General features: G+C 54.0%; 20 protein-coding genes and 1 CRISPR repeat array. Of the genes, 7 read left to right on the forward strand and 13 right to left on the reverse strand.

The genetic code is table 11. The features are described from left to right. The first annotated feature begins 395 nt into the window (after positions 1-395). A complete protein-coding gene (locus LX59_RS01000; RefSeq protein ID WP_144569975.1) occupies positions 396-1,043 on the forward strand; it encodes a YitT family protein in 648 nt (215 codons plus the stop codon). Position 1,044: 1 nt separating this feature from the next. Then, positions 1,045-1,313: a CRISPR direct-repeat array (repeat unit 28 nt; unit sequence TTTCTAAGCTGCCTACACGGCAGTGAAC). Between the two features lie 131 nt (positions 1,314-1,444). Here the strand turns inward: LX59_RS01000 and cas6f are convergent. The 7 genes from cas6f to LX59_RS01035 all read right to left on the reverse strand — a co-directional run bounded on the left by cas6f (position 1,445) and on the right by LX59_RS01035 (position 10,424). Next, positions 1,445-2,005, reverse strand: coding sequence for a type I-F CRISPR-associated endoribonuclease Cas6/Csy4 (cas6f, locus tag LX59_RS01005; RefSeq protein WP_144569976.1), 561 nt, complete (start codon positions 2,003-2,005; stop codon positions 1,445-1,447). Positions 2,006-2,014: 9 nt separating this feature from the next. Beyond that, the gene (csy3, locus tag LX59_RS01010; RefSeq protein WP_144569977.1) at positions 2,015-3,046 is read right to left on the reverse strand and encodes a type I-F CRISPR-associated protein Csy3; all 1,032 of its coding nucleotides are present in this window, start codon (positions 3,044-3,046) and stop codon (positions 2,015-2,017) included. 14 nt (positions 3,047-3,060) lie between these two features. Further along, positions 3,061-4,032 carry a type I-F CRISPR-associated protein Csy2 gene (gene csy2, locus LX59_RS01015; protein WP_144569978.1) on the reverse strand — a complete coding sequence of 324 codons (972 nt, stop codon included), beginning with the start codon at positions 4,030-4,032 and terminating at the stop codon, positions 3,061-3,063. Next, positions 4,029-5,378 carry a type I-F CRISPR-associated protein Csy1 gene (gene csy1 / locus LX59_RS01020; RefSeq protein WP_144569979.1) on the reverse strand — a complete coding sequence of 450 codons (1,350 nt, stop codon included), beginning with the start codon at positions 5,376-5,378 and terminating at the stop codon, positions 4,029-4,031. Before csy1 ends, csy2 begins: the two co-directional genes overlap by 4 nt. A gap of 79 nt (positions 5,379-5,457) precedes the next feature. Continuing rightward, positions 5,458-8,832, reverse strand: coding sequence for a type I-F CRISPR-associated helicase Cas3f (gene cas3f / locus LX59_RS01025; RefSeq protein ID WP_144569980.1), 3,375 nt, complete (start codon positions 8,830-8,832; stop codon positions 5,458-5,460). After that, positions 8,829-9,806, reverse strand: coding sequence for a type I-F CRISPR-associated endonuclease Cas1f (gene cas1f / locus LX59_RS01030; protein ID WP_144569981.1), 978 nt, complete (start codon positions 9,804-9,806; stop codon positions 8,829-8,831). Before cas1f ends, cas3f begins: the two co-directional genes overlap by 4 nt. A 123-nt stretch (positions 9,807-9,929) precedes the next feature. Next, positions 9,930-10,424, reverse strand: coding sequence for a YgjP-like metallopeptidase domain-containing protein (locus tag LX59_RS01035; RefSeq protein WP_144569982.1), 495 nt, complete (start codon positions 10,422-10,424; stop codon positions 9,930-9,932). A gap of 132 nt (positions 10,425-10,556) precedes the next feature. Between LX59_RS01035 and LX59_RS01040 the strand changes: the two genes are divergently transcribed. Next, the gene (locus tag LX59_RS01040; RefSeq protein WP_144569983.1) at positions 10,557-11,069 is read left to right on the forward strand and encodes a DUF3617 domain-containing protein; all 513 of its coding nucleotides are present in this window, start codon (positions 10,557-10,559) and stop codon (positions 11,067-11,069) included. A gap of 24 nt (positions 11,070-11,093) precedes the next feature. Here LX59_RS01040 and LX59_RS01045 read toward each other — a convergent pair whose 3' ends face one another. The 5 genes from LX59_RS01045 to tkt form a co-directional block, all read right to left on the reverse strand. Beyond that, positions 11,094-11,741, reverse strand: a complete 648-nt coding sequence (locus LX59_RS01045) for a PIN domain-containing protein (RefSeq protein ID WP_144569984.1) — start codon at positions 11,739-11,741, stop codon at positions 11,094-11,096. A 98-nt stretch (positions 11,742-11,839) separates the two neighbouring features. Next, positions 11,840-12,886 carry a class II fructose-bisphosphate aldolase gene (fba, locus tag LX59_RS01050; protein WP_144569985.1) on the reverse strand — a complete coding sequence of 349 codons (1,047 nt, stop codon included), beginning with the start codon at positions 12,884-12,886 and terminating at the stop codon, positions 11,840-11,842. A gap of 101 nt (positions 12,887-12,987) precedes the next feature. Next, the gene (locus LX59_RS01055; protein ID WP_144569986.1) at positions 12,988-14,148 is read right to left on the reverse strand and encodes a phosphoglycerate kinase; all 1,161 of its coding nucleotides are present in this window, start codon (positions 14,146-14,148) and stop codon (positions 12,988-12,990) included. 33 nt (positions 14,149-14,181) lie between these two features. Further along, a complete protein-coding gene (epd, locus tag LX59_RS01060) occupies positions 14,182-15,225 on the reverse strand; it encodes an erythrose-4-phosphate dehydrogenase (protein ID WP_144570236.1) in 1,044 nt (347 codons plus the stop codon). Positions 15,226-15,278: 53 nt separating this feature from the next. After that, entirely contained in the window at positions 15,279-17,276 is a 1,998-nt protein-coding gene (gene tkt, locus LX59_RS01065) for a transketolase (protein ID WP_144569987.1), read from the reverse strand. A 233-nt stretch (positions 17,277-17,509) separates the two neighbouring features. On the opposite strand from tkt, the gene LX59_RS01070 reads away from it, so the two are divergent. The 3 genes from LX59_RS01070 to LX59_RS15535 all read left to right on the forward strand — a co-directional run bounded on the left by LX59_RS01070 (position 17,510) and on the right by LX59_RS15535 (position 20,022). After that, complete coding sequence (locus tag LX59_RS01070) at positions 17,510-18,166, forward strand: alpha/beta hydrolase (RefSeq protein ID WP_144569988.1); 657 nt, start codon at positions 17,510-17,512, stop codon at positions 18,164-18,166. 99 nt (positions 18,167-18,265) lie between these two features. Continuing rightward, positions 18,266-19,774: an ATP-dependent RNA helicase RhlB gene (rhlB, locus tag LX59_RS01075; RefSeq protein WP_144569989.1), complete on the forward strand. Its 1,509-nt coding sequence runs from the start codon at positions 18,266-18,268 to the stop codon at positions 19,772-19,774. 71 nt (positions 19,775-19,845) lie between these two features. Further along, a complete protein-coding gene (locus tag LX59_RS15535; protein ID WP_170234314.1) occupies positions 19,846-20,022 on the forward strand; it encodes a hypothetical protein in 177 nt (58 codons plus the stop codon). 5 nt (positions 20,023-20,027) lie between these two features. Here LX59_RS15535 and LX59_RS01080 read toward each other — a convergent pair whose 3' ends face one another. Then, positions 20,028-21,575 carry a CHAD domain-containing protein gene (locus LX59_RS01080; RefSeq protein ID WP_170234315.1) on the reverse strand — a complete coding sequence of 516 codons (1,548 nt, stop codon included), beginning with the start codon at positions 21,573-21,575 and terminating at the stop codon, positions 20,028-20,030. Positions 21,576-21,760: 185 nt separating this feature from the next. On the opposite strand from LX59_RS01080, the gene LX59_RS01085 reads away from it, so the two are divergent. Continuing rightward, complete coding sequence (locus tag LX59_RS01085) at positions 21,761-22,987, forward strand: exonuclease SbcCD subunit D C-terminal domain-containing protein (protein ID WP_144569991.1); 1,227 nt, start codon at positions 21,761-21,763, stop codon at positions 22,985-22,987. Further along, on the forward strand, positions 22,984-26,592 hold the full coding sequence (locus LX59_RS01090; protein ID WP_144569992.1) for an AAA family ATPase: 3,609 nt from the start codon (positions 22,984-22,986) through the stop codon (positions 26,590-26,592). Before LX59_RS01085 ends, LX59_RS01090 begins: the two co-directional genes overlap by 4 nt. Positions 26,593-26,599: the final 7 nt, after the last annotated feature.

Genomic DNA, 26,599 nt, shown 5'->3' on the forward strand with positions numbered 1-26,599 from the left:
CGCCCGTTCCCCTCTCTTCGCAATGACGGGAAAAATGGAAGGGGGGGGTATTCCATAGGTCTATGTACACTGGCGTGTATACAGGAAAAATAAACAACTTAAATAATTATTTAAAAACATAAAGTTAGCTTATTGGTTATAAGCTCGCCGAGCGCCAGGTTTTTGTTACCTCCGCTCTACTTCCCTCTAAAGCCCTAGATTTATAAAGACTTTTCAACTTTATAGGCTATATATCCTTATCTCCAACTTGCTCCTCGTATAGGCCCAGTTGTATACCTTGGACAGATAAAAACTGAGATAGCCTCAACCTAAGAGGATGCGAGAACAGGGGCATTTTCTAATGCCGTGCTATCCCTCCCCGCTCCAAAAGAACAGGGTTTCTCGCTCATAATCTGATGAGTAACTGTGAACAACCCCGTTGTGCAACGGTTTGCCTTCATCAGTCTAAGCCACAACACTCTTGGCTGGATGATGTACAGGGCGAGTTAAGTGGCATCTTAGTGGTGGTGCTGGGTGTGTCGCTGTTAAAGGCAGCAGGCCTGATTACCGGACAATTTGCGGGCTTAGCTTTATTAATTGCTTTAGCCACAGGCTTTAGTTTTGGCAGCGTTTTTTTTCTGATTAATGTCCCCTTTTTTATCTTCGCTTTTATACGCATGGGGGGGCGCTTTACTCTTAAATCCCTGATCGCAATCAGCAGTATTTCTCTGTTAACCGACCTTATGCCTCAGTTTATTCAATACCAGTATTTAAACGGTTGGGTTGCCGCTGTCCTAGGAGGTTTGTGTACAGGGATTGGCTTGTTGATGCTGTTTCGCCACGGTTGTAGCTGTGGCGGTGTTGGGGTTGTCGCTCTGTATATTCAGGAGCGTACTGGCTTTCGGGCTGGCTGGGTGCAGCTCATTTTTGACCTGGTGCTGTTTAGTGTGGCGTTTACGCTGCTACCGACTCAAGCTGTGCTGTTGTCGCTTCTGGGGGCACTGGTGTTTAACTTAGCTATTAGCCTCAACCACCGGCGGGATCGTTATATTGCTTCGTCTTAACTCCCTGAGCTGCCTACACGGCAGTGAACATCGGCACAACACGCAGCAAAGAGGGCTGTACTTTCTAAGCTGCCTACACGGCAGTGAACTGATGAATGCCACCGGCTTACTCCGACGATCCTTTTCTAAGCTGCCTACACGGCAGTGAACGTGTTCTTATTCGGCTGGATGGCTAACCGGGTTTTCTAAGCTGCCTACACGGCAGTGAACGCCCAGCTTGAGCTGCTGAAGTTACAGCAAGATTTCTAAGCTGCCTACACGGCAGTGAACAAGAGCTTAATTTCCCTAATGCGATAAAGCAAAAGGAAAAAAGGCTCAACCCAGCGATTTACCCCTTTTTTTGAGTAAATCGCTAACTCCTTGTTTTTAAAGAGCCTGAGAACACCCTCTGAAAAAAGGGTTCAGAACCAAGGAATGGTTGCCTGTGCGCTTAAACCATACGCCGAAAAGTCTCCCGGTTGCGGCTGAGCAATCAGCGCACCATGCTCAATAAACAGCTTAAAACTCTGCCCCGTACTTTGGCTGCGCAGGCTGACAAAGGGCAAGCTGAGTAGCTTTTCAGGCGTGTGCGCCGGAATCTGCTCCAATGCTTGAGCCTCTGTCAGCCCCTTGCGCCGGGTAAGACGATTGCGCAGACGCTCTGGGCTGCTATCACTTTGCACACGGCGCACCACCCGATACTGCACGGCCTCTGGCACTGAGCGCACAGGCTCCACATCACTGTGGTCACGCATGCCTTTTAACCAATCCAAGGCCATGAGTTGGTTTAATACCACCTCAGAGCCATGCAGCCGCAAGCGATCACCTAAGCCTTTGGAATGCACCTTAGGAAAGCTCAGGCCGATGTCTGTACGCTTTAGCTCCGCCAGCGCCCGATGCAGCTTGCTGAATAAAGCGCTCATCAACTGGGGTTGGCTGAACTCAGGATCAGGCAATACCTGGATGTCGATATAACGATCCATGCCCGCCCCCTACTCCACCGATCCGAACACACCGCCGCGAATCAGGGTCGCCATAACAAAGTGCTGCTCCTCAATGCTCAAGGCTTGATCTTTCAGCACCCAGCCATCGAACAGGGTGTAAAAATCGGCCTTAGCCTTGGGCTGGCGGTAGGCTTTGCCTTGGGTGGTCACTGAGCCGTAGGGCTCCACCGCAATCGGCCCTAAGTCTTTGCCTTGCTCATCGGCGGGATACCAAGTATCAATGGTGCGTAGGGCATTGCCGATTTTCTGGCTGTGCATGGCGGCGACTTTGTTCACCTCGTACAGGGTTTTGCTTTTGTCCCCGCGACTGCGATCTAAAATCAACTCTTGAGAGGGGAATACTTCCTGTCCCGCACCCACACGCACATAGGCGGTAATTTCCAGCAGCAGATGGCGCGTACCGCGTAAAGCTTCAGCAATCAGGCTGCCCAACTCATTCAGAGCTTTGGCTTGTGTACCGGCCTCAAAACCGCGCAGAGACAATGCAAGGGCATCGAATGTCCAAGTTTGAGCGGCACTGCCCTCTACCTGATGAGCCACCTGCACTTCGACTTGCTCAGCACCCACACGGTTGCGCCACAAAAAGCGCCCGTTGGCCAGATTGAAGGCGTAACGGCAGGCCAGCTCAGTGAATTGTTGTGCCTCAGCGTATTCTTTGACCTTGCCCAGTAGCTTGTCTTGGTAGTCAGCACTGTTACAAGCGGAAGGCGTACCAGCACCGGCCAACACGCGCAGGCTAAAGCGCACGCGCAGGGTATCAGCCTCTGGTGGAAGTGCCGCCACATCGACCTTTTGCAGGTTAGGGTTTTCAATGGCCGCGTCCAGCTTGGCAGGGTCTTGATCCTTGGTTTTCAGGCGGTTGGAGATGGTGCCGCGCACGGATTTTTCCCGCACGGCAATGGGTGTCCATGCGTCCTGCTGTTGCCAGTTTCCAGCATAAAACAGAGCATCGGAAGGGTCGAGTTTGCGCTCAAAAGCCAGTACGGAGGCGGTTTTCAGTGCGTCTTTTTCTTTAGCCATGACGGAAAGTCCTTTTAGTCAAAATCGTAGAATGGGGTAGTTTGATAGTCATTGCGGCAGCGATACAGACCTTGCTCAGGTGAGCTGTCGGCGTACCACAGCAAATCTTGGACAGACTCCAAACGGTGCGGGCTAACCCACTGGCCGATGGAGAACAGGCTTTCGACAAAACGAAAGGGCGTGTCCTTATCGCGGGCATTGGCTACAGAACCGGCAGGCAGAACCTCAGTTAATGCGCCATAGCCCACGGGGATGGGCACAATCCAACCATTGCCTGCACGGTCGTGCTGCCATTCTTTGTGTTCGGCATCGTAGCGCCAGTTAATTCGTGACAGCGACAGCCACGCCTCCAAAGCCGAAGCCTGTGGATTTTTAGCCTGTAGTTGCTCTTGGCGCTGTTGGAGCAAATCGGCGCGCTCGACAAGGGCAAAACCGGGGAGTAAATGCACCCGTTTTTCTCGGAATACCCTGCTCTGTTCGGCGGAGTCTTCGGGGAGTGACACGACATAAGGTTGTTGCCGACGATGCGGCGCAGTTGAAGGAATCAAGGAGCCTCCGGCTACGCGCATGGGCATCAGCAACTCCTGCACCTGTGCGGCCAGCTTTTGCCGCTCTTCCTCAGAGGCATTCAGCAGCGCGTGGCTCTGGATGCCAAAGACGAGGCTGATGTCCAGATGCATGCGTCCTTCTTCGACAATGGCGACGGTGCTGCCGTCTTTGTCGATGGGATTGCGGGTGAGATGGAAACCACTGAGGTACTTATCGCCGCTGCTTTGTTCTTGGTGCTGATGCGCCACCACGCCCACGGCGTTAAATTGCAGATCCAAGCCCGCCTGATGGGTTCGGCGCTCCAAAGCCCACATCACCCCCAAAAAGGCGGTGATGGAGGGAAAGCCGTGGGTCAGCGGACTGGAGATGGCATTGGCGTTTTGTACCCGCAAGTGAGGCAGCACCAGCAGATAGTCAATAGCAGGGCACTGGCTCATAGGGCACCTCCTTGGGAACAAGGAGCCCGACGACGCATTGTTGCAGGCCACTCCGTCACCTCAACAATGGCTTGTTTAGCCCAATGGCGGTACTCAACATCACCCACCGGCAAAGGGTATTTAGCCGATAAGTAGTTATTTGCCCAGTTCGCAAAGCGCCCTGCTACTTCGTCGGGCCAATCCTTCCATTCGTAGGCTTGGGCAAAGGCTATATCTTCATCCTGATAATCAGGGCGCGGCGCTAACTCGGTGCGCTCAGGATCGAGCCACAGTTGTTCGCATAGAGGAAGTTTGCAGTTGGTATCCCGCGTCCATCCGGCTGGAAAGGCTTGCTGCATGGCTAAACCAAAAGCCGCTAAGGATTGACCTAGGGCTTGCTCGATGCGTTCGCGTTTAGTCCGCGTTTCCATAGTAGGCGGTGGATTACTGGTCAAAAATTCGCCCAATTGCTTGAGCAAGCTCGGCACCTCTTCGTAGCTCTGGAAGCGTTGCAAGGCCGAATCAATAAACAGCAGTTGGCGCGGCTGAACTTGTGCCCATGAAGGCGGCGCAGAGGACAGCAAGTAGTTCACGCCACCGCGCTCGCTATTCAACTGGCTGATGTTTTGCGGTTTGGTACCGCCTAACTTCCGCACCGCTAAACCGCGATACTCCACATAGGGCGCATCGTGGGGCTGATTATCGCGGCGTGCTTGGCGGGCCTCTTTATTTGCCTCACCAAAACGCGCGGCTTGAATGTCGTGATGCACCGCATGGGCCAAGCTGCTGGAAAACAGCGGTTGCAGCAGGTGGAAGTGCTCATCCTGCGTCGGATCATCTCCAATACACCAATAGACTTGCTTGGCCATGGGGTGGGAAGCGTAGTCTGCATCGGCGCTGCGAATCAGCCCTTTAAAGGCAGCGCTCCAGTCTTGTGCCGTGGCTGAGTCAGGGTGTAAGGCCGCTACTAAGTCAGGATCGTCGGCTAAAAACCAATCCAGCAGACGGCGCTGTTCCACATCCAGCTTGAGGAACTTGTATACATCAAGGGCCGCCGCGTTACCGACCACATCATCAGCGTATTCAGCCCCCAAGGTATGGCTGCCGATCTCTGCATGGCTAGGTAATTCTGTGGGGACAAGATATAGGCTACTTCCCCGTGCATCGGGATGGGTCGCCTTCAGCACATGAGTTACAGCCTGTATCTGGGTGACACGGCGCGCGGCATCGGCCAGCCATGTGTGGTAGTCGTATTTAGCGGCTTTGTCGAAATCGTCCGAATCTTTAAGCTTTTCGTCTTTGCGCTGCTGGATAAAGCCTCGAATAGTGCTACGAAATAATTGCTGACGTTGGTTAGCATCCTGCATTAAATCCATACTCCGAGAAATAAAGCCGTGCTCACTTTAAAAACTCAGTGAGCAAAAGGCCAGCATCTTCCTTGATCGATTATCTGCTTTTGCCAAACCCCAAAACCGGATGATAGCGCCAGCCTTGCCCTGATTTAGGCACCGCCACCACTGCAAAGCGCTCGGCACAGCGGTGCAGAGATTGACCCTGTGCTTCGGTTTGAGCTTCGAGTAACTGCATCAGGTCGTGCTGCCCCCAAGGCTCAATGCGCGGGCCAAGCTGGGCTTCAAGGTCGATGCGTTCTAAAAGGCTGTGCTCGGCCTCAGTGTAGATGGCGGGGTTTCGACCTTTCGCTTCTTGGTGAATGCGATAGAACAGCAACTGCTCCTCGTCTTCATCCGGTAAAAACAGCACCTCCACATCGGGGTTTGGGTCGTCGCGGAACGGCTGTTGCTGGGGTAGTACGCCGGTCAGAAGGGCTTGGGGAAACTGCCAGCCACAGGCGGCATCCAAATCGCAGGAGGAACGAACCCCGCGTTTCGGCGGTTGTGGAGTGCGATCTTTAGGCAGCATCTGCACAGCCATTCGGGCGTGCTCCAAATTTACGAGGCTGGTTTTGGCCTGCTGCTTGGCTTCTGGGTGCGGCTCAATTCGCGGGCAGGCGCTGATGCCTTGGTATTCTTCTTCGCGCAGCAGTTGGGTTAGCGAATGAGTGTTGAGCCGAAACTCATCACTGACGGCCACGCCATCACGTTCAAAACCCGGTTTCACAAAAGCGGCTTTTCCGGGTTGGCTGAAGTGGCGCAGATTGGTATCAAAAATCAGAATATTCGGCGTTTGACAGGGCCACTGACGATGCCGCTGCACCCGTCCGGCCAACTGAATCAGCGAGCGCATGGAAGAAGGCTCTACCACGGCCCAATCGTAATCGTGGTCGCGGCCCACTTCAGTCACCGGCGAGCCTAAAACCACAAAGATGTGCTGCGGCTCCGGGGATTGCTCAAGGATTTGGCGAATCTCTGGCCGCTCATACACCGCTTGGGGCGTGCGGCGGTTTAAACAGCCATCCAATTGCTGCTCAATGGCCGAACGCAGAATCAACGGAAAACGCGCATGATAAACGCATAAATGAATGCGATAACCTTCCGGTGCGCCCCGCTTGAATAGCGCCAACGCCACCTCAAACAGCGGCTCGATATTAGCCATCCGCACCAGCCCAAAGCTGACCTTTTTACCCGTATGCGGGCAGGTTTCAGCATGGCGATCATGGGCTTTTAGGATGGCTTCCTGTACTGACTCAGCAAAGGCGCGGTACAAAGCCTCTTCCTTGCTGGCCGTGAGATTGAGTGGTATCAGCTCACCCCGACGGCAGGCTTTATCCGCTTGCTGCTTCAGTTTGCTGACCCGCTGTTGCACAAAGGCCGCGTGCTGTTGGCGCAGGCTTTCCGCATCCGTACAGCCTTGGCTCTGTACGCCGAACTCATCCACCCACAGGCAGGGGATTTCCGGCACTCGTCCGGCGTTGGGTTGGCCTCGGTTGCGTTGATACTGGGATCGTCCGGCGTGGTAGGCCAAAAACATGCCTTCCACCAAGGCCGGAGGTAAGGTAGCCGAAGACAGCAGCACCCGCGTCCCCAAGAGTCCGGCCCAATACATCAGGCGCGTTAAGGCGGGTAAGTCGTTGAGGTCGAAGTCGTCTAGCTCATCCAACACCAAATCGCTGCTCATCAGCCGCAACATAGGTGCAATTTGCCGTCCCGCGCGCAAGGACTCGGTGGCCGGAATCAGGTGGTCGATGGTGCAGACCAACAAAGGTGCAGACAGCAGCTTACGGGTTTCAGGGTCAGCGGCGAACAGCACGGGATGTTCGGCCATTTGCCCTTCATAGAGGACATGGCTGTCTTCCTCCAACAAGGCTTGGGTAGAGGCAGAGCCCTGTGCCTCGGCTTGCTCTTGGTAGAACTCAAACAGCGCACGGCTGGCCGAGCCGCCAACACGAATGGCCAGTTCGTCTTCATCTAAATGCAGGTCTTGGCGGTAGCTGCGTCCGGTTTGCAGGGTCAGGGTACGCAGGCCCAAGGCAAAGCTGGCGCGCATTCCTCGCTCTGGGTCACTTAGGGCATAGAGAATCCGTGCATTAGCCAAGGTTTTACCGCAGCCAGTGGAGGCCATATTGATGATAAAAGCCCCTTGCTCCGCCGCTCGATTGCGGAGCGCAGCGGCAGCCTCAGCAGCTTTGTTTTGCCAGAAAAACGCCCTCTTATCTGTACGCTTAGCCAATCCACGGTGTTTAGCCAAACGGGGCAAATGGCGCTCAAAGCTCATCAACCCATAGCCAATACGACCGGCCCACTGAGTTACGCCTAACAGGTGTTCTTCCAGCGTTTGCTTGAGCTGCCCGGATGAATCGCTGTTGGCGTACAGGGCTTTGGGATCAGCCTCGGATTGAGCAGCAGCCGGCAAGCTGGAGTAGTGATGATCCGCTAGCATCAGACTTAGGCGGGCCAAGTGCATCACATAGGGATTATCCAGCCATCGACCTTTATCCGGCTGGCTCGTCAAAGCCAACAGCTTGCGGGCTACCTTGCTGGCTTGGGCACGCCATGGGAGCATCTGAACCGGCAACGCCTGTTTGAACTGCCAGTACGCTTCAATCTGGGCGGGCTCTGCCGGTCGGTATTGCTCGTTCCAATCGTGTTCTACAGAGGCTAATAGATCAGGCAAACGCGCGACTTTAAAGTCGGTAGCACGTTTACCCAGCCATTGCTGCTCACCTTGCTCGTAGACCGGCAACACCGGCAAACGATGGTGGCTAACCATCAGCCAGCCAATGGCGGCAGCTAAGGGGGGTAAGCTTTGGAAGGGTTTTGGCGCTTTCTCATCCAAGCCATCGCACCAATAACGGCCCGCCTTCAGCCAAGTGGCATCGTCTTCGGAGGTAGGGTCGGCCAAGCGTTGCAGCCAGCCGCTGTCCTCCGTTTGATCTGGCCCAACAAAGGCGTGCAGCAAGCGCAGGGACACCCACTCATGGCGGTAGAGGTTTTTCTCCACCAACCCGCACTGCCGTAATCGCTGCTGAAAGGCCACACTGGATTTGCCCAAGTCGTGCATTAGGGCGGCCATCTGCGCTAACAGCCGAATATCCTCGCCGGTGTGCCAGTCGTTTTCATCTTCAGTACGCAAAATATTGCTCCGGGTGCGGTTGGTAGGGACAGCGCCTTGGGCGTTAAAACGTGAGGCATCGCCGACAATCCACAGCAGCTCGCTGTGATCCTTACCGCGAATCCAGTGGCAGGCCACGGCGGTATTTTTGCGCGCGGTTTTACGCAGCAAACGCCGTAAAGTGCTTAAACCCTGTTGGGTGATAGGGGTTTGCCACGTACGCTCGCCACGCCGCTCGGCAAATTGGTCGAGGATGCGGCGGGTTTCGGTCAGAGCGCGTTTGCTGCACTCCGAAATCAGCAGGATATTCATACCTTGGACGCTCCCAGTTGCTGGGCAATCTGCTGGATCTGTTCGATCATAAAATCCAAGGCTTCGGTGCGCGTTAGCAGCTCTAGGCAGCTTTGGCGAAACGCTTGTTCTTCGTCACCACGTTGGGCGGAGATAAAGGCTTGGGGCAGAATCAGAGCATCCTTGACCAAATCCGCCACATCAAACACCAAGCCGCCGCGTCGGGTTTTACCGTGCAGCACCGCCAAGCCGTGGGGCAAGCCCAACACCCAAGTGGCGGTCGCGCCTAGGCCATAGGCCAGATAGTTGCCGTGGTCTAAAAAGCGATTGGCGGCATCGGTGCCGCTGCCACGTTTAGCGCGGGTAAAGGGGCCATAGCCCATTGTTTGACTGGCCAGCGCATATAAGGCTTTGCTCATACGCATTTCTTCAGTCAGTAAGGCTGATACGCTGGGCATGGCCTCAAAGTTTTTGGAGGCGGCGTTTAATAAAACTGATAGGCGCTTGGCATTGACCTTAAAATCCGCCTCCCGCAGCAGCCGATTGTTCAGCCAATGTTGTTCAATCCAGCGGATGCGTGCTTGTTGAATGGCTTTGGCGGCCTGCACTCGCTTAGTCTCATCAAACCAAAAACTCACCCACTGCTGTAGATACTCGGTAGGTCGGTATTCGCTTTGGGGCGAGAACCACGCCACCTCAATATCCATTTCATTGGCGCTGAACAGTGGCGTGCCGCCGCCGCCACAAAAGCCCACCAAAACCCCAGCCTTGGCCAATTCGCGCATGGCCGCTTGGGTGACGGAAGTCCCGGTGCCCAACAGGATGCTGGTGGTATTGGCGATAGGGATATTCCAATACAGGGATTCCTTCCCCCGATCAGTCACATATTCCACGCGCCCACCATTGACCAATACTCGGCAATGTTCGAGGTAGTACAGATTGGCGCGCTTAGAGTGCAGAATGGTTTTTAAATCAGAAGATTTAATATCGTCCATAATTAACCTTATAGATAAAAGAATACTTGAATATGCTGTCGAACTTTTATCTATAAGGCTATACAGTTAAATAAAACTTAATAACAGCCCTGTGTTACCGCTTTTAAAGTTACTTCGCCTTACTCAGCCCTGAAGATCCTTCCAGATTAAATAAAGGCGTAAATCAAACTCCAGTTGGCCATAACCGGGTAGCATATGTTCGCACAACTGATAAAAGGCTTTGTTGTGCTCCATTTCCCGCAGGTGGGCTAATTCATGTACCAAGATCATGTCGAGAAATTGCGGGGCACAATCGCGAAATACACTGGCAATGCGAATTTCCCGACTGCTGCGTAACCGGCCTCCGTGATTTTTGGAGCTACGGGTGTGCAGACCGAGGGCGTTTTTCAGCACATCCTGTTTACTGTCATAAAGCACGCGGTCGAGGGTAGGTGCATTTCGCAGATACTTTTGGCGTAAAGCGGCTGCCTTTTCATACAACGCACGGTCGCTGCCACAGTCATGGCGGTCAGGGTAGCGACTGTGCAGATAATTACCAAGGCGATCCTCGGCAATCATTTTCTCAACCTGAACAATCAGGTGCGCAGGATAGCCATTCAGGTAACGCAGGGAACTCATGGCGGGTTTTAAATCCAATCAACGAAGAATGCAGATACTAACAGCCCTAAAGCGCACTGAGCCGCAGCCCCGCTGCCGGTATACTAAAATCCCAACACAAAACTCATCATCCAATTATTAAGGAATTTACCCATGCTGCGTTTTGCGCCCTTTGCTTTCGTCTTGGTGGGTTACATCAGCCTCAGTGCCCACGCCCAAAGCATTGAGCCGGGACTTTGGGAAATGAGTTCACCGAATATGGCCATCAGCGGCCAAAATCTGCCGGATATGCAAAGCCTGTTAGCCCAAGTCCCCGCCGAGCAGCGAGCGATGATGGAGCAAATGCTCCAGCAAAACGGTATCAACCTTGGGCAAAACGGCGGCATTCAGGTGTGTATTACACCGCAGCAGATTGCCAAAAGCGAAATTCCCCTTAATGATCCCGAATCCGGCTGCCAGCAACAGGTAACGGAGCGCAGTGCCAAGCGCTGGAAATTCAACTTCAGTTGTCCACAGGGGAAGGGGCAAGGCGAAGTACAGTTTATCAGCCGCAAGGAGTTCTCTACCGAGGTACGCGGCCAATTTAGCCACCAAGGCATGGCTCAAAATGGCACTATGAAAACGCATGCGCGGTGGGTGAAAGCGGATTGTGGAAACTCTAAATGACAAATATTGGTTACTAGCCCCTCTCTAATTATGGAGTCGGAATGCCTTGATCTTATCATCAAGGTAGATAACTTTACTCTCTTTGATCTGAATACATCCTTTTGATAATAGCTGCTTATAAATACTCTCCGCTACAATTTCAGTACCACCATACTTACTTCTTATACTATTCATAAGTGATTCTAATTTTGCAGGCCTATTGCCAGCATACATTAAAAGATGATTACAGTAAGGAGCTATATCCATATTTAACTCCTCATTTATATTCTGAGAAATCTCATTTTTATGTATACCCACTCGCTCTGCTGAACGCCCATGAGCCTTTAGTAAGTAGACAGCATGGTCTAGATCTGTATCATTAGAAACAATAGTAAAATGTGTATTTTTAGGAAGCTCTTGCATAAGAGATCCTGCAAAAAAGCAAATTCCAAAGTCTGCCGAGTTTTTTCCAGGCTTTTCCATTTTCATAATGATCAGCTTACCTGCCGATATCGCAACCGATAGTGAAACAACCCAACCCAATGGGATTTTTGCATTACTCTGTGCATGACAGATAACAATCTTTGTATATTCTGTTAAATTACCCTGCAACTGATTTATTTGACTCGGACAATTTTCAAGATCAATCAATAAAACATGCCCATTAGACTCATTAAAAATTTGCTCATCCATATGCAAAAATATCTCAAATTTAACTTGATAACTTAAAGCCAAGTCTCTCTATACTTAAAGAAAGAGAGACTTGTTATATAGTCCAGCAGGGGATTGAATTAAAACCCCTTGCTGTACTTCACAAACATCTCATCCAGCGACAGCGCCTTAATCTTGGACGCATTGCCGGCGGTACCGAAGGCCTCATAACGCGCGATACAGACATCACGCATGGCACTGACGGTTTTCGCCAGATATTTGCGCGGATCGAATTCGCTGGGGTTTTTAGCCATAAATTCGCGGATGGCACCGGTGGAAGCCAAACGCAGATCAGTGTCGATATTGACCTTACGCACGCCGTACTTGATGCCCTCAACGATTTCCTCGACCGGAACGCCGTAGGTTTCGCCGATTTCACCGCCGTATTGGTTGATGATTTTCAGCCACTCTTGGGGAACGGAGCTGGAGCCGTGCATCACCAAGTGGGTGTTGGGAATGCGGGCGTGAATCTCTTTAATGCGCTGAATGGACAGGGTGTCGCCAGTCGGCGGCTTGGTGAACTTGTAGGCACCGTGGCTGGTTCCGATGGCGATGGCCAGCGCATCTACGCCGGTTTTGGCCACGAAGTCAGCGGCTTCTTCGGGGTCGGTCAAGAGTTGGCTGTGATCCAGCACGCCTTCGGCACCGATGCCGTCTTCTTCACCGGCCATACCGGTTTCCAGACTGCCCAAGCAACCCAGCTCGCCTTCCACGGAAACGCCGCAGGCGTGGGCCATTTCCACCACGCGGCGGGTAATTTCGACGTTGTACTCGTAGGTGGTAGGCGTTTTGCCGTCTTCACCCAGAGAGCCGTCCATCATCACCGAGGAGAAGCCCAGTTGGATGGAGCGCTGGCACACCGCCGGGCTGGTACCGTGGTCTTGGTGCATGCACACTGGAATGTGCGGGAACTCTTCAATGGCGGCCAGAATCAGGTGACGCAGGAAGGGCGCACCGGCGTATTTACGCGCCCCGGCCGAAGCCTGCACGATCACGGGCGAGTCGGTTTTGTCCGCCGCTTCCATAATGGCGCGCATTTGCTCCAGGTTGTTGACGTTAAAGGCCGGAACGCCGTAGCCAAATTCGGCGGCGTGGTCCAGCAATTGGCGCATGCTAATCAGAGCCATGTGTTGCGTCCTCTGTGTTCTTAGGGGTGGCTGCTTAGGCGGAGCCACGTAACTGAGCGATGGGGGTGCCGCCGGAAGCGCTGCGCCTCCGGCCTAAAAAATCAATTACCGCGCTGCTCCAGCACTTCGACCGCAGGCAGCACTTTGCCTTCCACAAACTCAAGGAAAGCACCGCCGCCGGTGGAAATGTAGGAAATTTTCTCAGCCACGTTGTACTTGTCGATAGCGGCCAGAGTGTCGCCACCACCGGCGATGGAGAAGGCGGGGCTTTCAGCAATCGCCAAGGCCAAGGCTTTAGTGCCCTCGCCAAATTGGTCGAACTCAAATACGCCGACAGGGCCATTCCAGAGGATGGTTTTGCAGGACTTGAGCAGCTCGGCAAACTGGGCGGCGGTTTTTGGGCCGATGTCGAGGATCATGTCGTCGTCGGCGACGTCTTCTACCGCTTTGATGGTGGCTTCGGCATCTTCGGCGAAGGCTTTGGCCACCACTACGTCGACCGGCAGAGGCACGCTGACCTTGGCGGCGATGGCTTTGGCAGTGTCCAGTAGATCGGCTTCGTACAAGGATTTACCGACTTTGTAGCCCGCAGCGGCCAAGAAGGTGTTGGCAATGCCGCCACCGACGATCAGTTGGTCGCAAATGCTGGACAGGGAGTTGAGTACGTCCAGTTTGGTGGAGACTTTGGAGCCAGCCACAATCGCGGCCATAGGACGCTGTGGATTACCCAGCGCCTTGCCCAAGGCGTCCAGCTCGGCGGCCAGCAGGGGGCCAGCACAGGCAACCTTGGCAAATTTGGCCACGCCGTGGGTGGAGCCTTCCGCGCGGTGGGCAGTACCGAAGGCATCCATCACGAAGACATCGCACAGGGCGGCGTATTTTTGCGCCAGCTCGTCGGCGTTTTTCTTCTCGCCTTTGTTGAAGCGCACGTTCTCAAACAGCACCAGTTCGCCGGGCTGAACGCTCACGCCTTCGAGGTAGTCTTTCACCAGCGGGACGGGACGGCCCAAAGCCTTGCTCAGGTAGTCGGCGACGGGTTGTAGGCTGTTTTCTTCCGAGTATTCGCCTTCGGTGGGGCGGCCCAGATGGGAGCAAACCATCAGTGCTGCGCCTTTCTCCAACGCCAGTTTGATGGTGGGCAGAGAGGCCAGAATCCGCGCGTCACTTTTTACCACGCCGTCTTTTACCGGCACGTTGAGATCCTCGCGGATCAGTACCCGTTTTCCTTGGAGGTCAAGGTCGGTCATTTTTAGAATGGTCATGGGTGTTCCTTCCGTTTGCAAATCAAACATGGCTCAAAGCGGCCGAGCAGCCTTTAGGTAATAGTCCGCAACATCCAACATACGGTTGGCAAACCCCCACTCGTTGTCGAACCAAGCCAGCAGCGTTACTAAACGCGATCCTGAAACCTGAGTCAGACTGCCATCTACAATGGCTGAGTGCGGGTCGTGGTTAAAATCACAACTGGCGTGGGGAAGTTCGGTGTAATCCACCAAGCCTTTCAAAGGCCCGTACTGACTGGCCTCGGACAAAATACGGTTGATTTCAGCGACATTGGTATCCCGCTGCACATGCAGGCTGATGTCCAGACAGGACACATTCACCGTCGGCACGCGCAAGGCTTTGGCTTGAATCCGGCCTGAGAGTTCCGGCAACAGGCGTTCAATGCCGCGCGCCAAGCCGGTGGAAACCGGAATAATCGACTGGAAGGCCGAGCGGGTGCGGCGCAACTCCACATGGTGGTAGGCATCAATTACCGGCTGATCGTTCATCGCCGAGTGAATGGTGGTAATGCTGAGGTACTCCAGCCCTAAGCGCTCGTGCAGCAGCTTGAGCAGCGGTACACTGCAATTGGTGGTACAGGAGGCATTAGAGACTAAGCGCTCGCGCCCGGTTAACCGCTGCTGGTTCACCCCCATCACTACCGTGGCATCCACATCGGCTTCGCTGTTCATGGGTTGGGACAGCAACAGGCGCGGCGCACCCGCATTGAGAAAACGTTGAGCCTCGGCGCGACTGGTGTAACAGCCGGAACACTCCAGAACCAAATCCACCTCTAAAGCGGCCCAGTCCACCGCCTCGGGTGTGGATTCGCAAAACACCTGCACCGGCTGCTGATTGATCAGCAACTGCTGCCCCTCTAAGCGCACCTCACCGGGAAAACGCCCGTGGGTGGAGTCAAAGCGGGTGAGGTATTCAATGCTGGCTAAGTCCGCCGGATCATTCAAGGCTACAATCTGGAAGGGAATATCTGCGGCGCGCTCGTGATAAGCGCGCATCACACAGCGTCCAATTCGACCATAACCGTTCAAAGCAACGCGCAAGGCAGGCTCTGGCATTTCGGCCTCATCTAAGGGGAACAAGCGGGCCATTATGACCCGCTAACAGCACATCAGTGGGCCAGAAGTTCCTGTGCCGTGGCGACGACTTTGGCACAGGTAAAGCCAAACAGCTCGAACAGCTGACCGGCTGGCGCGGACTCACCAAAGGTGGTCATGCCGATGATGCGACCGTTCAGGCCCACATACTTGTACCAGTAGTCGGCATGGGCGGCTTCGATGGCGATGCGTGCGGTGACAGCGGCGGGCAGTACTTGCTCGCGGTAGGCCGCGTCTTGAGCTTCAAAACGGCTGGTGCAAGGCATGGACACCACACGCACCCGGCGGCCTTGTTCGCTCAGCACTTTCTGCGCTTCGATGGCCAAAGCCACTTCGGAACCGGTAGCGATCAGAATCAGCTCCGGTGTGCCGTCGCAGTCTTTGAGGATGTAGCCGCCCTTGGCAATCTTGTCCGCGCCATCGGCACTGTGGGCCTGATAGGGCAGGTTTTGACGGGAGAAGATCAGCGCGCTGGGGCCGTCTTTACGCTCGACGGCAGATTTCCACGCAATGGCGGATTCTAAGGTATCCGCTGGCCGCCACATATCCAGATTCGGCGTCATGCGCAGGCTGGCCAGTTGCTCGATGGGCTGGTGGGTTGGGCCGTCTTCACCCAGACCGATGGAGTCGTGGGTAAACACATAGATTACCCGCTGCTTCATCAGGGCCGACATACGCACCGCGTTGCGCGCGTACTCCATAAACACGAGGAAGGTCGCGCCGTAAGGAATGAAGCCACCGTGCAGGGCGATGCCGTTCATGATGGCGCTCATACCGAACTCGCGCACACCGTAGTGCAGGTAGTTACCGGAAGCATCTTCGGCGGAGATGGCTTTGCAGCCTTTCCACAGGGTCAGGTTAGAACCGGCCAAATCGGCAGAACCGCCCAAAAACTCCGGCAGCAGTGGGCCAAAGGCATTCAGGGTGTTTTGGCTGGCCTTACGGCTGGCGATGGTTTCGGCTTTCTCGGTCACGCTGCTCAGGTAAGCGGCAACGCCTTGGGCAAACTGCTCGGGCAGATCACCAGCCATACGGCGTTTGAACTCAGCCGCCAGCTCAGGGAAGGCAGCGGCGTAGGCAGCAAAGCGGCTGTCCCACTCGGACTCACGTTTGGCACCGGCTTCGCGGGCATTCCACTCCGCAGCAATGTCGGCGGGAATTTCGAAGGGCGCGTGGGGCCAGTTCAGCTCGGCGCGGGTCAGGGCGATTTCGTCCGCACCCAGAGCCGCGCCGTGGCACTCTTCCTTGCCTTGCTTGTTGGGCGAACCAAAACCAATGATGGTTTTGCAGCAGATCAGGGTGGGCTTATCGCTGTTGCGCGCGGTTTCAATAGCGGTACGGATTTCTTCCGCGTCATGGCCGTCCACATTGCGAATCACCTGCCAACCATAGGATTCAAAACGCGCGGGGGTGTCGTCGGTAAACCAGCCGTGGACTTCGCCGTCGATGGAGATGCCGTTGTCGTCGTAGAAAGCGACCAGCTTGTTCAGACCCAGTGTGCCTGCCAACGAGCAGACTTCGTGGGAAATGCCTTCCATCATGCAGCCGTCGCCCAAGAACACGTAGGTGTTATGGTCAACGATGTTGTGGCCGGGACGATTGAACTGTGCGGCCAAGACTTTTTCCGCCACCGCCATACCCACCGCGTTGGCAATGCCCTGACCCAGCGGGCCGGTGGTGGTTTCAACACCGGGCGCATAACCCAGCTCCGGGTGGCCGGGGGTTTTGCTGTGCAGCTGACGGAAGTTTTTCAGGTCTTCGATGCTGAGGTCGTAGCCGCTCAGGTGCAGCAGGGAATAAATCAGCATGGAGCCGTGGCCGTTGGAGAGTACAAAACGGTCGCGGTCGGCCCACTCAGGGTTGGCGGGGTTGTGCTTTAGGTAATCGTGCCAAAGCACTTCAGCGATGTCTGCCATACCCATGGGAGCGCCGGGATGGCCGCTGTTGGCTTTTTGCACAGCGTCCATGCTGAGGGCACGAATGGCATTGGCGCGTTCACGACGGCTGGGCATCGCTGAATCTCCTGCTGGGGGTGGGTAACAAAAAAGGCGCATATTTTCGCCCAGTAAGCGAGTATCGGGCAATGACAGTCGATGAAATACTCTTCCCCCCAGCGCAAAATCCGCTCACTCCAGCAAAATCCTGCATCTATCCTTGATCTCTGTCCTTTTCCCGCTTTGATGATCCATAGGATGATAAAAAATAAAACCTATGCCTTTGTTCCAGTGCCTACGCGGAGCCCACTATGACTGACCTTTTACTGCTTGAACCTAGCCGCCCCGCTGACTCCTGCGTCATTTGGTTGCATGGCTTGGGCGCTGATCGTTATGACTTTCAGGAAGTGGCCGAAGCTTTGCAGGAAAGTTTACCCAGCACCCGCTTCATTTTGCCGCAAGCCCCTACCCGTCCAGTGAGTGTAAACGGCGGCTGGCCGATGCCCAGTTGGTACGACATTTTGGCCATGACACCTGCACGCGCCATTGATCGCGACCAGCTAGAAGAGTCCGCCCAGCAGGTGATCCACCTCATCGAAGAACAACGCGCTGATGGCATTGACCCCACCCGTATCATTCTGGCGGGGTTCTCCCAAGGGGGGGCGGTAGTGTTGCACACAGCCTTTCTACGCTGGCATGGCCCTTTGGGTGGCGTGATGGCCTTGTCTACCTATGCGCCGACCTTTGGCGCTAGATTGGAATTAAATGCCCGCCAAAAATCCATTCCTACCCTCTGTCTGCATGGCCGTTTGGACGATGTGGTGTCGCTGGATATGGGACAGACGGCCTTTCGTACTCTGATTGCCAGCGGAGTACAGGCGAACTGGAAAGACTACCCCATGCGCCATGAGGTATTACCCGAAGAAGTGGGCGATATCGCCGACTGGCTGCAAGAAGTTCTGGAATAACGACGCTATGACGCAGGCCTAGGGTACAGCGCTCCTTCGCCCTAGGCTCAACTTGCTTTACACTGCACCTATCCTTTATCCAACCATGATGGAAGTACCGTGCTCGACGCACTCAGGAAATTATTAGGTAAAAAAACGGCCTCTCAAGCTGATCTCTCTGACCTAGAAGAAGCAGCTTCCCCCACAACCTCACCCCCTAGCCGTCCATCCCAGCCCCAACGCCCTATCCAATCTACTCGCCAGTCGCCCCACAGGGACACCTCCCGTACTCCACAGGCTCAGACTGTAGCCTCTGAGGAGACAAGTTCAGGACGAGGCCGAAAACCACGCCCGGAAAAAAGACCCGCCCGCGCACCACAAAAAGCTTACCCAAGCGCGCCTGCCCGCCCTGCTTGGAAGTCCGAAGATTTTGCTGTTCCAGCACAAGAAGGCAAAACGCGCTTCCATGACTTTCGGTTAGCGCCAAGCCTGATGCACGCGATTCAAGATTTAGGTTTTAGTTACTGCACCCCGATTCAAGCTCAGGTACTCGGCCACACTCTGAAAGGACAAGATGCTATTGGCCGTGCCCAAACCGGCACCGGCAAAACGGCGGCCTTTTTGATCTCTTTGATCACGCAACTGCTGCAAACCACACCGCCTAAAGAGCGTTACATGGGTGAGCCTCGGGCCTTGATTATCGCACCTACTCGCGAGTTGGTGGCGCAGATCGCCAAGGATGCCGAAGCCCTAAGCAAATATTGCCCCCTGAACGTTATGAGCTTGGTCGGCGGTATGGAGTTTGATAAACAGCTTAAGCAACTGGAAAGCCGTTTCTGCGACATCTTAGTGGCTACCCCCGGTCGCCTGCTGGACTTTAACCAGCGCGGTGATGTGCACTTAGACATGGTGGAAGTCATGGTGCTGGATGAGGCTGACCGTATGCTGGATATGGGGTTTATCCCCCAAGTGCGGCAAATCATCCGCCAAACGCCATATAAGGGAGAGCGCCAAACCCTGCTGTTTTCCGCGACCTTTACCGAAGATGTGATGCATCTAGCCCGCCAGTGGACGGTCGATCCTGCCATTGTGGAAATTGAGCCAGAAACCGTAGCCAGTGACTGTATTGAGCAGCAGGTATATGCCGTTTCAGAGCAGGATAAATACAGCCTACTGTACCACCTAATCACCCAAAACAACTGGGAGCGGGTGATGGTGTTTGCCAACCGTAAAGACCAAGTGCGCCGTATTGAGGAATCTCTGACCCGCGATGGCATCAGTGCAGCCCAAATGTCTGGGGATGTCCCTCAGCTCAAACGCATTCGGGTATTAGAAGGCTTTCGCCAAGGGAAAATTCGAGTTCTGGTGGCCACGGATGTGGCGGGACGCGGCATCCATGTCGATGGTGTCAGCCACGTGATCAACTACAACCTGCCCGAAACCCCCGATGATTATGTACATCGCATTGGGCGTACTGGGCGGGCAGGCAGTACAGGAACCTCCATCAGCTTTGCCGGTGAGGACGATGCGTTCGCCCTCCCTCCTATTGAGGCACTATTGGGGCATAAAATCCGCTGTGAATCCCCACCTCCAGCCTTACTACAGCCCATTCCTCATCGCTCTTCTTAGCTCAGTGAGGTTTGGACAAAGACTGCAATACTTTGCTGACTAGGCCATAACTTTACAAAGGACTGGTTTTCATGGAAACCAACAGCGTCATCCTACACAGCATGTTGGCTGTGCTCTTCACCGGCTTTATGTTCATGGGCATCGGTTTTAACTTTCGTGAGCGCACTTGGGGCATTGTGCTGCTGGCGATGGGCAGTTTGATTATGCTGTCCACCATTGCCTACCGCATTCATCTAGCGTTGAGCTGAGTCCATCAAGATGATCGCTTCCAAAAAATAGGCAACTCCTGCAAGGCTTTTAAACTGGGCTCTATGAGCAATTCAGCCTGAGTAAGCTCCTCCTCAGCCCTGTCTATCAAGATCAATCTGCGCTCCTCAACCTGCAACAAACTGGCCGCGCAACCTGTCCGAACAATGGATAGGTTGCGTAACACTTGAATGGCTTGCCACTGATCGTTTTGCTGCCCCAAAACTTCCTGCGCCTGAGTTAAGGCCTTTAGCCAACGCTTTGGCTTTTTACCCTCGAATAGGTCAACGCAGCCATCCAAGGTATAACGCAGCTTCTTCAGCACAATGCGTAGGTCGTGGTAGGTTTTGGGGTCAGGGTGAGCGGGGATTTGCTGAAGGGCTGTAACCCAAGTTCGGTATCCCGCTCGTAACGCCGTACACGCCATATCACGGGCTGACAGCCGATCATGAGCCGGTAAGCGTACTCTTAATCCCTCTAACTCCAATAAAGCACGTCCGCAGGAGGCTTGGTTTAACTCGGTCTGTACTTCCTGTATTGCTTGATAACGACGGGCCTGAAAAAACTCTTGGAGCAATGCGTCTGCGGGATGCGCTCCTACTTGGGCAATCCACTGTGGCCAAGTGTGTTGCAAAAATACGTCCCAATCCCGCCACTGCCCCAGTTTTTGCGCCAAAGGGCACAGCGCTTCCCGTAGCTTTTGGCTGCGCCGAGGCATTAATTGATGGCTAAGTCGTAACAGCGTACGTATTCGGCGCAGTGCGACCCGCGCTTGATGTACCCATTCTGGATTATCCAATCCTCGCCCGGCGCGCAGAACCTGTAGATTGGTTAATAGTGTCTGTTGGCAGGCCTCTAAAGTAGTAGCTAGGCGCGGGCCTGCTAAAGGTTGCTGTAACTCAGGTAGCGTGGCCTTTAGCGGCTCAGCGGCGGATTGATCCTGTAACCTGAAACAGCGCTGGGCTAAGGTTTGCCCTTCTAAGAACATCGGGATGTCGGCGGCTAAGCGGGTCACGCCATCCAAGAGTTTTTTGAGTTTTCCCTTGTGTAACACAACCCCCAACTCATGTATGGATTCGGTACGCCGCCCCGCTTCTACCCCAACCTGCAAGTAACCTATGTCAATGCACAAGATGGCCTGAGTACCATTTCTGAACTGGAGTAGCTGGTACTCGCGCTGTATGTGCGCCTCACCCACTAGCTCTAAGCGAGGCTCCATCAGCTCTAGGATAGACTTTAATTCTTTGGGCAAAACCTCAAAGGCGGCTAAATCCAGTTGATGCCCCTTGAGCAACACTTTTTGCTCACAGAGTATTTGATAGCGAGCCGCCTGTTCTGGAGTTAGGGTCAAACCTTGCCAAGTGTCGATGCCCTGCTGATGCAAGTACAGATGAATACCTTGACGCATCAGCAAGCGGGCTGGGGTATCCCAGTAGCAGTAGCGCTGCCCCTGAGTATAAGGCGGCTCTATTCGACAATCAGTCAATAGAGGATGTTGACGGAGTACAGCCAGATCAGCAGCGGAAATCCTCAGCGTCAATCGAGTAACAGACATCAGTGTTGCTCCCATCCATAAGGGGGTTCCATCATGGGCAACGACTGTGACCGACTGATGAGCACGTTTTAAAGCCTATCAGCCGTTCCAGTACTTGGGGCTAATGTGCATCCATTAACCCCATGCTTCCCCCATTATAGTTCTACGCCCAAAGGCTTTAGCTGATCACGGAGGAACCTATTTCCATGCGTTTGATTCATACCTCGGACTGGCATCTTGGCCAAACCCTGCATGGGCAGGAGCGCGAGTACGAACACCGCTGTTTTCTCAACTGGCTGCTGCAACAACTACAGCAGCACCGCTCGGATGCGCTCTTGATTGCAGGGGATGTATTCGATAACCCTAACCCCAGTGTATCCGCTCAGGAGCTGCTATATGACTTTATCCTGCGCGCCCATCAACAAAACCCTCAGCTACAGATTGTGATGATTGCCGGTAATCACGACTCTGGAGCGCGCATAGAGCTGCCAGCCCCCCTTATGCAATCCTTAAACACCCACGCCCTAGGTCGTGTGTATGGGCAGGAGCCTTCCGACTATCAACGTTTATGCCTTCCCCTGCGTAATGCCCAAGGCAGTATAGAGGCTTGGTGTTTAGCCATTCCTTTTCTTCGCCCCACGGAAATCATCGGTCAGCGTCTTGGCAGTCAATACCTAGAAGCCGCCCAACAAGTACACCTTGAGTTGTTAGAACAAGCCGAGCACAAACGCCAAGCAGGACAGGCTTTGATTGCTCTCACCCATACGCATCTAATCGGTGGGGTCATTTCTGAGGACTCTGAACGCAATATTTGCATCGGCAACGCTGAGGCCATGCCCGCCAGCTTGTTTCCAGAATCCATCAGCTATGTGGCATTGGGGCATTTACACCGCCCACAGCAAGTCGGTGGACAAAATCGCTTGCGCTACAGCGGCGCGCCTATTCCTCTGTCCTTCACTGAGGCTAACTATCCGCATCAGGTGTTATGCGTTGAGTTACAGGGAGAACAGCTCCAAAACATCCACAGCGTTCCCGTTCCGCGCGCCGTGAACATGCAACGCCTTGGGCCTGCACCCCTTGATCAGATCCTCACCCATATTCAAGCCCTACCTCAACACCAAGGCCCACAAGAGACCTACCCTTGGCTCGAAATACGGGTACAGCTAGAAGAGCCACTGCCCGATTTACGTCCCCGATTAGAGGCCGCGTTAGGGGATAAACACTACCGCCTAATCCGCATTAATCCCCTGTACCCCGCTTTACACCAGACTCCAACAGAACCCTTGATTGAGTTGGATCAGATCGCCCCCGATGAACTTTTCAGCCGTGCTTGGGCAGAGCAACACTCTGGCCACCCTCCCAGCCCAGAATTGATGAACGACTTTGCCCAACTGATCCAGCAAGTCAATCTAACGGAGGAGACAACTCTATGAAAATTCTGGCTATTCGACTCAACAATCTGGCCTCCTTAGCGGGAACCCATCAGATTGAATTTAACGACGAACCGCTAGCCAGTGCCGGAGTATTTGCCATCACCGGCCCCACAGGTGCGGGCAAAAGTACGCTGTTAGATGCACTCTGCTTGGCCCTGTTTGGCACTACTCCTCGCCTGCTTCAAGCCCCCTCCCCGCAAAGCCAAAAACTCACCGATGGTGATCAGCTCAGCTTACAGGATGGACGCACCTTACTGCGGCGCGGCTGTGCCAGTGGTTACGCTGAAGTAGATTTCACCGGAGTTGACGGCCGTCCTTATCGGGCTCGCTGGGAAGTACGCCGCGCCCGAGACAAAGCCAATGGCCGCCTGCAAGCCAGCCAACAAAGCCTGATGGATCTGAGCGATCAAAGCCAGCTCGCCCGCACCAAAAACGAATTTAACGAACAACTCGAACAAAAACTGGGCCTCAGTCGAGATCAGTTCACCCGAGCCGTATTACTGGCTCAAAACGAGTTTAATGCCTTCCTCAAAGCTGAGGACAATGAGCGCAGCACCCTATTAGAAAAACTCACCGATACACAGCTCTACACACGTCTGGGCATGGCCGCATACCAAAACACTAAGGCGGCAGAACAACGGCTCACACAGTTGGAACAACAGCTCAATGGCTTACCTCTGCTGGACTCTGATAGCCGCCAAGCCCTTGAGCAAGCCTATCAAGACTGCTACACCCAACGCGCACAGGATCAACAACAACTGGAACACAGCCAACGCCAACAGCAATGGCTCAGCACCAAGGCGCAACTGCAACAGCAGGTGCAGCACAGCCTGCACGCCCAAACTCAAGCCGAACAACAGTGGCAATCCTTAGCTGAACTACGCCAAAATTTAAACGATTGGCAGCTAATAGCCTCAATACGTCCTGTTTTAGACCGCCTCAGCCATCTGGATAGCGAACAAGGCCCACTCAGGCAACAGCTAGCCTTGCACCAAGAGCAACTACCCCAGCGACAACAAGAGCTGAAGCACGCACAGGACATGCGCCACAACGCGCAACAAGCAGAGCATCAAGCACTTCAAGCGCAACAACAGGCGGAACCAGCCCTCAAACAACTGGAGCACGAAGAAGGCCAACTGCATAACCTGCAACAGCGCTTGAACTGGGTACAGCAACACACTCAGCAGCTTGCCCACAGTCTGCAACACCACCAAGACCAAATTGATCAGCACCGCCAGCAGCTTAGCCAGCACCAGCAACAGCGCGCCGAATTAGAGGCTCAACTGCAGCATCAGCAGCGCCTTGAGCCCTTAGCGGCTTATTGGGCAGATCGGCGACCTCAGCTTTATCAGCTCGCAGAGCAACTGCGGAAACAACAGGATTTGGATAAGCAACTTCCAGCCTTAGAACAAGCGGTGCAACAGGCAGCCCAACGCCTTGATGAAGCACAACAGCAACTGCAAACACTAGCGCAGCAGGCTAACTACCCTCTGCAAAACCTCACCCAGCACCTAGAAATACTGAACCAACGGCAACACTTACTGCTGCAACTACAGCATTTAGGACAACAGGGACAGCGGCTACACCAAGAGCGGCAAGAGCTGCTTCAACAACGCCAGCAATCCGAACAGAAATTACCGCAACTCGAACAGGATTACGGGCAACTGAATCAAGCCTACCAACAGGCTGAACAGGAAGCTCAACAGTTGCAACGCCTGTTGGAGCGCCAGCAATTAGCCCGCAGCCACAGCGCAGAACAGCTACGAGCACAACTGCAATCCGAAACCCCCTGCCCCGTTTGCGGCAGCTCAGACCATCCTTGGCGCGGCGTTCAACAGCTCTTAAATCAACAGGAACAACAAGACAGCCAAACACGCGACCAAGCCCAAGCTCAACTCAAAAGTTTGGATGAACAGCGGCGCGCACTACAGCATGAGCTTAGCCAACAACAAATACGTCAGGCGCACATTCATGAGCGTTTAGCCCAGATTGACCCACAGTGGCAGGAGTTAGAACAAAGCCTTAAACAACACCCTGAATACACCTGTGAACAACTCTTGAGCCAAGGGTTTATGTCTCAACTCAAACAGCAGCTAGAACATTTAGGGCAAGAAATAAGCACCGCCTTAACCCATCAAAAAGCTTATCAACGGCTAAATGAGCAACATCGACAAGCCCAAGACCAACATCAACACGCACAACGGCATCTTGAGCAGCAAAGTACACAGCACCACCACTATCAACAGCACAATCAACAAGGCCTTGAACAACTGGCTCAATACCTTTGTGCTGAACAGCATCACGCATGGCAAACTCAGCCTCAACAAGCATTTGAACATCTGGAACAACAGGTTCTGCACTGCAAACAAACGCAACAGCGTTACCAAGACTTGAACAGTCGTTGCCAACAACTGCAAGAAAGCCTAAATCAACACCAGCAGCAACAACGCCCTTTAGAGCAACAGCATCAGCAGCACGAGCAAGAGCTTGCTCAACTGCACCAACAACTGATCCAACAACGAGACATCTGCCTAAACCAATCGGGCTCCTACACCGACAGCCGCCAGTGGCGACAACAGCTCCAGCAAAGCCTCGACCAAGCCCGAAGCCAATACCATCAAGCACAACAGCATCTGCACCAGCAACAGCACCTCCTAGATCAACTCCAGCATGGCCTGAACACTCAGCAACAACGACTGGAGCACCTACAACAAGAGCGACAACGCCTCAGCCAACAAAAAGCTCAATGGCACCACCACCACCCTGAATTGAGCTATGCACGCTTAGAGCAGATTTACCACCTAGCTCCTGAGCAAATAGCCCAATGGCAACAAGAGGTTCAACACGCCAATGAGCAGTATCAGCAAACCCAAGCTCAGTATCAGGCTTGCCAACACCAACTAGTGCAACATGAAGCCCTATATGCGCAGGAGCCCAACCTCGACCCGCAAAGCCTAGCCGAGCAAATAAACCGCATTCGGGAGCAACTTAAGGAAACCGAACAACAGTTGATCCAACATGCCAGCCGTTTGGAAGAAGACCGCCGCCAACGCCAACAGCTTGGCCAGCTACAACAGCAGATTGAAGCAGCTCGCACTGAATACCTACGCCGTGCGCGACTGAGTGCGGTAATAGGCTCCGCCGATGGCGCGGCTTTTCGCAAAATAGCCCAAGCCTACAACCTAGACCTACTGCTGCAACACGCTAACGTTCAGCTTCGTCAATTGGCACGCCGTTACCGCCTACAACGGGGAGGCAGTCCTCTGGGACTGCTGATTATCGACACCGATATGGGCGACGAATGCCGATCCGTGCATTCTCTATCTGGCGGAGAGAGCTTTTTGGTGTCCTTGGCCCTAGCCCTTGGGTTAGCCTCTATGGCCTCGCGCAATCTAAACATCGAATCGCTGTTTATTGACGAAGGATTCGGTAGTTTAGACCCTGAATCCCTACATATTGCGCTGGATGCGTTAGACGCTTTGCAAGCGCAAGGACGTAAGGTGGGCATCATTTCCCACGTTCAAACCTTGCACGAACGCATCAGCGTACAAATTCAAGTTCAGCCTCAAGGCAACGGGCAAAGTCATCTTAAGCTTTTGCCCTAAATCATTC

Source organism: Azomonas agilis, assembly GCF_007830255.1.
GTDB lineage: Bacteria > Pseudomonadota > Gammaproteobacteria > Pseudomonadales > Pseudomonadaceae > Azomonas > Azomonas agilis.

Excerpts from the sequence above, each read along its gene's own strand:
- LX59_RS01000 (WP_144569975.1), top strand. The coding sequence starts at position 396 with ATGAGTAACTGTGAACAACCCCGTTGTGCAACGGTTTGCCTTCATCAG.
- cas6f (WP_144569976.1), bottom strand. The coding sequence starts at position 2,005 with ATGGATCGTTATATCGACATCCAGGTATTGCCTGATCCTGAGTTCAGC.
- csy3 (WP_144569977.1), bottom strand. The coding sequence starts at position 3,046 with ATGGCTAAAGAAAAAGACGCACTGAAAACCGCCTCCGTACTGGCTTTT.
- csy2 (WP_144569978.1), bottom strand. The coding sequence starts at position 4,032 with ATGAGCCAGTGCCCTGCTATTGACTATCTGCTGGTGCTGCCTCACTTG.
- csy1 (WP_144569979.1), bottom strand. The coding sequence starts at position 5,378 with ATGCAGGATGCTAACCAACGTCAGCAATTATTTCGTAGCACTATTCGA.
- cas3f (WP_144569980.1), bottom strand. The coding sequence starts at position 8,832 with ATGAATATCCTGCTGATTTCGGAGTGCAGCAAACGCGCTCTGACCGAA.
- cas1f (WP_144569981.1), bottom strand. The coding sequence starts at position 9,806 with ATGGACGATATTAAATCTTCTGATTTAAAAACCATTCTGCACTCTAAG.
- LX59_RS01035 (WP_144569982.1), bottom strand. The coding sequence starts at position 10,424 with ATGAGTTCCCTGCGTTACCTGAATGGCTATCCTGCGCACCTGATTGTT.
- LX59_RS01040 (WP_144569983.1), top strand. The coding sequence starts at position 10,557 with ATGCTGCGTTTTGCGCCCTTTGCTTTCGTCTTGGTGGGTTACATCAGC.
- LX59_RS01045 (WP_144569984.1), bottom strand. The coding sequence starts at position 11,741 with ATGGATGAGCAAATTTTTAATGAGTCTAATGGGCATGTTTTATTGATT.
- fba (WP_144569985.1), bottom strand. The coding sequence starts at position 12,886 with ATGGCTCTGATTAGCATGCGCCAATTGCTGGACCACGCCGCCGAATTT.
- LX59_RS01055 (WP_144569986.1), bottom strand. The coding sequence starts at position 14,148 with ATGACCATTCTAAAAATGACCGACCTTGACCTCCAAGGAAAACGGGTA.
- epd (WP_144570236.1), bottom strand. The coding sequence starts at position 15,225 with ATGCCAGAGCCTGCCTTGCGCGTTGCTTTGAACGGTTATGGTCGAATT.
- tkt (WP_144569987.1), bottom strand. The coding sequence starts at position 17,276 with ATGCCCAGCCGTCGTGAACGCGCCAATGCCATTCGTGCCCTCAGCATG.
- LX59_RS01070 (WP_144569988.1), top strand. The coding sequence starts at position 17,510 with ATGACTGACCTTTTACTGCTTGAACCTAGCCGCCCCGCTGACTCCTGC.
- LX59_RS15535 (WP_170234314.1), top strand. The coding sequence starts at position 19,846 with ATGGAAACCAACAGCGTCATCCTACACAGCATGTTGGCTGTGCTCTTC.
- LX59_RS01080 (WP_170234315.1), bottom strand. The coding sequence starts at position 21,575 with ATGTCTGTTACTCGATTGACGCTGAGGATTTCCGCTGCTGATCTGGCT.
- LX59_RS01085 (WP_144569991.1), top strand. The coding sequence starts at position 21,761 with ATGCGTTTGATTCATACCTCGGACTGGCATCTTGGCCAAACCCTGCAT.
- LX59_RS01090 (WP_144569992.1), top strand. The coding sequence starts at position 22,984 with ATGAAAATTCTGGCTATTCGACTCAACAATCTGGCCTCCTTAGCGGGA.